The sequence below is a fragment of the Tumidithrix elongata BACA0141 genome, from assembly GCF_036349135.1.
GTDB classification, from domain to species: domain Bacteria; phylum Cyanobacteriota; class Cyanobacteriia; order Pseudanabaenales; family Pseudanabaenaceae; genus Tumidithrix; species Tumidithrix elongata.
This window is the reverse complement of sequence record NZ_JAZBJZ010000204.1, coordinates 1-4,467: the sequence shown is the minus strand read 5'-3', so window position 1 is coordinate 4,467 and position 4,467 is coordinate 1. Positions and strand designations below refer to the sequence as shown.

The window sequence follows — 4,467 nt, the reverse complement described above, 5'->3', positions numbered from 1 at the left end:
TTTACATCTCGCCTTCTAACTGTTTTGTTATTATCTATTATTTCCAAACAAGTCTGTTATAACCACTATTCGAGCCAGCATCGTTATAACAAAATCTGGTTCCCTTGAGGTCAGCGAAAGTAGATCGATGGCTGGCAGTATGGACGACGATATCCGCAAAATAGATCGGTAAATTTTGATAGCGATCGCCTTGCATCACAGGAGCTGCTAGCAACTGAAGCGGTCGGGCAGCTTGGCGGTTGTGTCTGAGTAGAGGCAGTCCGCAGAGAAAGGCTAAATCCAGTTGGTGATTCTGTAGTAATGGGTCGTCAAGCGGATCGCAGCTTCCCTCGATAATTTCTACTTCTAAATGGGTATGACGGCGAATCGCTCTGGCAACAGCTTGATAAAACCAAAATAAGTTCGGTGACAGATAGGAAACAATCAGAAACTTACCTGTGGGCATAGCGGGGCAATTTAACTTACTTTTACCACGTTTACGCGATCGCCATAGCCAAGCGACAAACCCTTTCTATTATATTTGTGCTGATGATTGTCTGCGATCGCGATCGGACCTAGTCGATTATAGCGGCGTGCTAGTTTGCGAATCCAATCTGTAGAGACCCCCATGGTTTCGGCAACTTGTTCAGTTGTCATTGGCATATCGGTGCGGCTGAGCAATTGAATGATCTGCCAGTAATTCTTTTTTTTAGGTTCTTGACAATCTTGATAGCGTTGATTGAGTTGCGAACTGTCTAGATGAGGAACAATTTGGATGCGCGAACGAGACATGGTGTGACCTCTCAAACGTTTACTAAAATACTTATGGAATATTTATGGCTGGTTTCTATTTTGTTCAAAGGCAGGCAAGTCAGCCAATTTGACCAAACCGATCAGCCCAATGCAACTCGCAGCAAGGGTGAGTGGATTCAACGCGCTACTATCGAGCACGATATAGATCCCCAATCCAATCAAAACATAAGGAACGAAATTGCTACCGTATTGCGTGAGTAGATCGGCAATTCCGGGTTGGCGGGTGAGTTGATAGGTGGCAAAACACCAAACCCCCACGAGAATTAGGAAGATGCCCACAGTCACGAGTAAGTTGTCTAAGTGACTATTCGCAAACATCGGGACATAGATACCAATATTGTCGCTACCGTTGGCGATCGTAATCGATGCCACGCTGCAAGCTTGAGGAGAGAAAATATTGCTGAAAATAGAAGCAGGGCGCGCGATCGCAATTTCTTCTTTGCCTTCATCCTCAGTATCGCGATCGGAAGTAAATAACTGTTTGAGTCCTAGTGCGATTGGAACTAACCCCAGTAGCCCGATCGCATTTTGTGGAAGGATCATGCCGCCAAAGAAGCCCGGAAGACTGGCAAGGAGTAAAACACAGAAGCCCAGATATTGACCAAAGACAATGTGGCGACTGCGAAATGTAGCGTTCACTTGCGAAAATAACAGGGTGAGGATAACCAGATCGTCAAGGTTTGTAGCGGCAAAAGCGGTTATTCCTGCGGGAATTGTTGTTAGTAACCAACTCATTTTTTTGTCCTTAATTTCATTTGCCAGCGATCTGACAATATTTTTTTGATTGCATGCTCAGGCATGGGATGAGAATTAAAATCGATCGGCGCGTTTAGCCAACTCTTCTATTGCTTACGTCTGGAATTAAACTGGCTCTGATTTCGTTGAGGCATAGTTGTTGCTCTCTCACAATGCGCGTTAACTCGGCAATTTGTTGTTCTTGGAGGGAGTCCATTTTTTCATGAAGCCATTCGATGTCTTGTCCAGACTTGAGATTTATTTGATGGTCGTATTCAGCATCCTTGCGATCGACATCTGATTGACGATTCTGACTCATCAAAACAATCGGAGCGGTATAGGCAGAAGCAAACGAAAATACGAGATTGAGCAAAATGAAGGGAGATTCATCCCAATGGGGGAAGCCGGGCAATAGATTCATGCCAATCCATACGGATAGAATCGTAGATTGCACGATCAGAAATGACCAAGACCCGACTTTGGCAGCTAACTTATCCGCCAGCCACTGACCTAGGGTTGGCTTACCACTGTCGAATTGTTTATATCCTGATGGGCGCTTTCTGGGGCGAGAAGGTGTGGTATTTCTATCTGAGATGAAGTCCGTAATTGATTTAATAGAGAACATTTGCTTATTTCCTTTAAATTGAAGCTTGTTGCGATTTCATTTGGATATCTCGATAAGTTCAATGTAAAAGACTTCACCAATAGGTGCAAATATTCTTTATTCTTAAAACGATAAGTTGAAGTGATTAAAGACAATTCGCTAAAACCCACATACAGAAAGAATGATGCTAAAACGTTGGCTTAGACTCTGCTCAGCCAACTTTTGCAGAAGCTAATAAGCTGTGTCGGACTGAATTGAAGCCCATGCAGGCAAGATGCCTGCGCTACAAATTTGGGATTGCTATATTTCTTAGAAGCATCAATTTGATAAACCAAAGTTATCGTTATACGAAAAAATACTATTTGTTTCTATCGATGACATGACTTAAGGTGAAACTATACCAACCTAGAGCGATCGCATGCCAATTCCAGCAAGTAATTCAGTCAATCTAGAAGTTGCCAATAGTGCGGAATTCCTTCGCTTTATAGGAGCAGTGATGAGTTCGCTCCCTATAAAGTCAAGAACGGAGGCATCTAATTCTAATTGGAAAATATCGGCATTTGAATATTCAGGAAAACCCATGAAACTCTTTAAATTTACTCTAGTTGCTTTAGTCCTCTTGCTTAATTTAATTATTAATCCGCCTGCTTGGGCAAACAAGGATTTTACAAAAGGCGCTGACTATGTTGAGGTGACTGAATCCATCAATCAGCTTCAGCAAGTGAAAGACACTCCCGATCTCGGTGGATATACACCCGAACAGTTTCAACAGCAATTGGAACAGTTACAGGCTCAGAAACTCGTGATGGAAACTGCGAGAAAACGGGCGCAATGCCACAACGAAACAACGGGAACCCTAGCAGTCTATGCGAACCTGCCGAAAAAATCTCCTACGCAGCTTTACTTCTTAGGGGCTGGTCAGACGACCGATGATGATTGGGACTGTGATGGCATATTCTTACCTGTAGGTGCGAAAGTCGTTCTTCCCCCAAGTACCGAAGTACAGGAATTAACGGAAGCGATCGCAGTCAAGTTTGTGGATGGCACGCAGTCGATCGCTAGAACCAATCCCACGACAAGTGCAATTGAATTAAGTGTTGCTCCTGCCCATGTGTTCAAAACTGGTGAAACCACTCCTTGGACAATTCCCACCTTATCCCAAACGGATATTGATGCCACAATTCCCAGTCAAGAGCTTGTGGACTAGATGTTTTCGAGCTTAGGATTGTGGATTAAATCACCTGCAATTCCAAGCACTAAGAGTCATTGATTAAAGTGCTAATTACTGGTCAAGAACAACACTTTTTAATCAATCTACGATTCTTAGAGATCAGGTCAATCGCCATGTAATCGGAGGAATGGATATGGAACAAATAGCGAGCTACCTAAAAGAAGGATTGTCGCTGAATATGGCAGGAGTTTTCTTAGCACTGATAGCCTTGGAAATCGTGCTCTCGGCTGATAACGCAGTTGCTTTAGCTGCCCTCGTTCAAAATATGGAAGACCCAGCACATCAACGGCGAGCCTTAAATTGGGGACTAGTTTTTGCTTTTGGGCTTCGCGCCCTGTTGCTGTTGACGACAACTTGGGTAATTCAGTTTTGGCAATTTGAGTTATTGGGGGCTTTATACCTCCTCTGGTTAGCGTTTAAACATTTTTGGGAGCGATTTGCAGACAGCAACCTTGACGCTGAAACTTGGCGAAATGAAAAAAAGCCACCTGATTCTTTATGGCAAGTGGTTCCAGCGATCGCCCTTACAGATCTTGCCTTCTCCCTAGACAGCATTACGACCGCAGTTGCCATTTCTGATCGCCTGTGGCTCGTTTTAGCAGGTGGCATCATGGGTGTAATTGCACTGCGATTTCTAGCGGGTTTATTTGTGGAGTGGCTAGCAAAGTTTGCTTACTTGCAAGATGCCGCATACTTAACTGTAATGACGGTGGGTTTCCGCCTTCTGGGTAAGGCAGTGATGCCATCAGATTATTTAATGCCCGAATGGATGATGCTGGCAACAATTGCTATTCTATTTAGCTGGGGTTTCTCTAAACAGGTTGCACCAGAGATCCAAGAAGATTGAGCGATCTTCGAACATAGCGACCCCAATGTCAGTCAGTCAGTTACTTGTAAACGAATTTTTCGCGATCGCTATAATTCTTAAGCAAATATTAAATTCCCAGTCAAGCTGTAGTAATCACTATTGACATTACTTAACAATTTGATACAATTGCAGATGTAAGTTAAATCTTGCAAATACTTCTTAACTTAAAGGTATCAGAATCAATGACCACTACAGTACAAAGACGCGAAAGCGTTAGTCTGTGGGATCAGTTCTGCA

The 4,467-nt window shown here is 43.5% G+C and carries 7 protein-coding genes; 2 read left to right on the top strand and 5 right to left on the bottom strand.

What is annotated here, in order from left to right:
- Positions 1 to 37: 37 nt before the first annotated feature.
- The 5 genes from V2H45_RS25165 to V2H45_RS25145 all read right to left on the bottom strand — a co-directional run bounded on the left by V2H45_RS25165 (position 38) and on the right by V2H45_RS25145 (position 2,713).
- Positions 38 to 445, bottom strand: coding sequence for a PhnD/SsuA/transferrin family substrate-binding protein (locus V2H45_RS25165; RefSeq protein ID WP_330486443.1), 408 nt, complete (start codon positions 443 to 445; stop codon positions 38 to 40).
- An 11-nt stretch (positions 446 to 456) separates the two neighbouring features.
- On the bottom strand, positions 457 to 771 hold the full coding sequence (locus tag V2H45_RS25160; RefSeq protein WP_330486442.1) for a helix-turn-helix domain-containing protein: 315 nt from the start codon (positions 769 to 771) through the stop codon (positions 457 to 459).
- 42 nt (positions 772 to 813) lie between these two features.
- The gene (locus tag V2H45_RS25155) at positions 814 to 1,527 is read right to left on the bottom strand and encodes a cadmium resistance transporter (protein ID WP_330486441.1); all 714 of its coding nucleotides are present in this window, start codon (positions 1,525 to 1,527) and stop codon (positions 814 to 816) included.
- A 94-nt stretch (positions 1,528 to 1,621) separates the two neighbouring features.
- Complete coding sequence (locus V2H45_RS25150) at positions 1,622 to 2,152, bottom strand: DUF1003 domain-containing protein (protein ID WP_330486440.1); 531 nt, start codon at positions 2,150 to 2,152, stop codon at positions 1,622 to 1,624.
- 384 nt (positions 2,153 to 2,536) lie between these two features.
- The gene (locus tag V2H45_RS25145; protein ID WP_330486439.1) at positions 2,537 to 2,713 is read right to left on the bottom strand and encodes a hypothetical protein; all 177 of its coding nucleotides are present in this window, start codon (positions 2,711 to 2,713) and stop codon (positions 2,537 to 2,539) included.
- Between V2H45_RS25145 and V2H45_RS25140 the strand changes: the two genes are divergently transcribed.
- Together V2H45_RS25140 and V2H45_RS25135 are read left to right on the top strand one after the other, a co-directional pair.
- Positions 2,712 to 3,338 (top strand): hypothetical protein, encoded by a 627-nt coding sequence (locus tag V2H45_RS25140; RefSeq protein ID WP_330486438.1) that lies wholly within the window; start codon positions 2,712 to 2,714, stop codon positions 3,336 to 3,338. The genes V2H45_RS25145 and V2H45_RS25140 overlap by 2 nt on opposite strands.
- Positions 3,339 to 3,495: 157 nt before the next feature.
- Positions 3,496 to 4,209, top strand: coding sequence for a TerC family protein (locus V2H45_RS25135; RefSeq protein WP_330486437.1), 714 nt, complete (start codon positions 3,496 to 3,498; stop codon positions 4,207 to 4,209).
- Positions 4,210 to 4,467 lie beyond the last annotated feature (258 nt).

Coding starts and splice junctions, on each gene's coding strand:
- V2H45_RS25165 (WP_330486443.1), bottom strand. CDS start 445: ATGCCCACAGGTAAGTTTCTGATTGTTTCCTATCTGTCACCGAACTTA.
- V2H45_RS25160 (WP_330486442.1), bottom strand. CDS start 771: ATGTCTCGTTCGCGCATCCAAATTGTTCCTCATCTAGACAGTTCGCAA.
- V2H45_RS25155 (WP_330486441.1), bottom strand. CDS start 1,527: ATGAGTTGGTTACTAACAACAATTCCCGCAGGAATAACCGCTTTTGCC.
- V2H45_RS25150 (WP_330486440.1), bottom strand. CDS start 2,152: ATGTTCTCTATTAAATCAATTACGGACTTCATCTCAGATAGAAATACC.
- V2H45_RS25140 (WP_330486438.1), top strand. CDS start 2,712: ATGAAACTCTTTAAATTTACTCTAGTTGCTTTAGTCCTCTTGCTTAAT.
- V2H45_RS25145 (WP_330486439.1), bottom strand. CDS start 2,713: ATGGGTTTTCCTGAATATTCAAATGCCGATATTTTCCAATTAGAATTA.
- V2H45_RS25135 (WP_330486437.1), top strand. CDS start 3,496: ATGGAACAAATAGCGAGCTACCTAAAAGAAGGATTGTCGCTGAATATG.